The organism is Ideonella azotifigens, from assembly GCF_006519715.1.
Taxonomy (GTDB): Bacteria; Pseudomonadota; Gammaproteobacteria; order Burkholderiales; family Burkholderiaceae_C; genus Ideonella; species Ideonella azotifigens.
Genome location: NZ_VIDT01001008.1, coordinates 1 through 1492, shown reverse-complemented (window position 1 = coordinate 1492; position 1492 = coordinate 1). Strand labels below are relative to the sequence as shown.

General features: G+C 70.3%; 1 protein-coding gene and 1 pseudogene. Both read right to left on the bottom strand.

Annotation, left to right across the window (positions count from 1 at the left end; genetic code table 11):
* Positions 1-718 (bottom strand): annotated as a pseudogene (locus FKP22_RS30135) (DUF2325 domain-containing protein); the annotation flags it as partial.
* Between the two features lie 13 nt (positions 719-731).
* Positions 732-1492, bottom strand: a 761-nt coding sequence (locus FKP22_RS30130; RefSeq protein WP_141291890.1) for a ChuX/HutX family heme-like substrate-binding protein, incomplete at its 5' end; no start/stop codon positions are given.

The window sequence follows — 1492 nt, the reverse complement described above, 5'->3', positions numbered from 1 at the left end:
GGGCCGGCACCTCGGCCTCGAAGCGGCGCTGTTCCTGCCACAGGTCGGCAATCACTGTGTCGCGGCCAATCAGCTCGGCGCGGGTCTGCATCAAATGCGCCTGCAGTTCGTCGAGCTTGCGGGCATGTTGCTCGGCCTGGCGGGTGCAGCGCTGCTGGGCTTGGTCCAGCTCGCGCGACAGCACCTGGTTTTCGTCCAGCAGGGCCTGCAGCCGCGCGAGGTCGGCCCGGTCGGCGGCGCCGTTCTGGTGCTGCAGCATGTGGATGTCCTGCAGCACCTGCTCTTCCAGCATCGCATCGCAGCGCGGGTGCGTGAGCGTGGCCCACAGCGCGCCAGCCACGCTGTCGCCAGCGGCCGAGCGCCGGGCCCAGAACTCGGCCAGCGCCTCGGTGGTCTTCAGCGGCTGGCTGTGGCGCAGTGAGATCGCGTAGCGCCGGTCCAGCTCCTTCTGCACCGCTTCGGACATCGCATTGCGCAGCTTGCATTCGGCATTCACGCCGCAGTGCAGCTCGTAGTCGCTGGCCACGGTCTTGCCGCCCAGCTGCTTGTCCACCAGCTTGCGCACCATCGCAATCGGCAGGCACACGCCGATGACCGGGCACTGCGCATGGCCGGACAGTTCCCAGATGCGGCGGCGGCGCGAGCCGCTGGGTGGCATCGCCTGGGCCGGGTGGGGGTTGGTGCCGGTCAGGGTGGCGGCAGCTTGGAAGGGTGGCATCGCGGCTCCCGGGTCAGCAGGGCGAGTCTTCGAGGGCAACGCTGGCCAGCAACTCGCGCCACTCGCAGCGCTCGGCCTGGCCCGGCGCCCGCTGGCCGCCGATGATGGCCAGCGTGCGGCCATCGGCATCGAACAGTTCCAGTGAACTCACCAGCCCTTCACTGGCCGGCAGCCGCACCCGCCAGGCGCTGGCAATGCAGTCCTCGCGCAGCTGCAACTGCAGGCCTGCGTCGTTCACCTGCAGCCACGGGCCTTGCACTTCCACGTGGTGCAGCGGGCCGCTGCAGGTCTGCACCGCACCCGGGTTGCCGCAGCACAGGCTCAGCGGCAGGCCGGTCTGTGCGGCGCGGGCCAGCACTTCATGTGCGGCACCACCGTCGACCGGCTGGGCAAATTCGGGTGATGCGAGCTGCAGCGCTGCCAGCCGGGTCAGGCCATGGCGGCGCAGCAGCGCGTAGAAGTCCTGCGGCACGCGCATCGAGGCCCAGCCGGCGCGAAAAGCGCGTGGGTCAACACGAGTGGCGGGGCACGCAGCCGGTGCATGGCTGTTCGCTGCGTGCTGCGGAAACTGGGCAGCGGCTGGCGCGGCAAAACGCGCCACCAGCGCGTCGAATGCGGGCACCCGGCTGCGCGGGCCCAGCGTCACCTCGTGCAGCGGCAGGCCTTGGGCGTCGAAAAACTGCAGGCTGCGCTGCAAGCCATTGGCCGTGTGCTCCTGCACCGCGAAGCCGCGCGCCCATGCCGCGTAGAACAGCCGCAGCTCCAGTCGTCCAC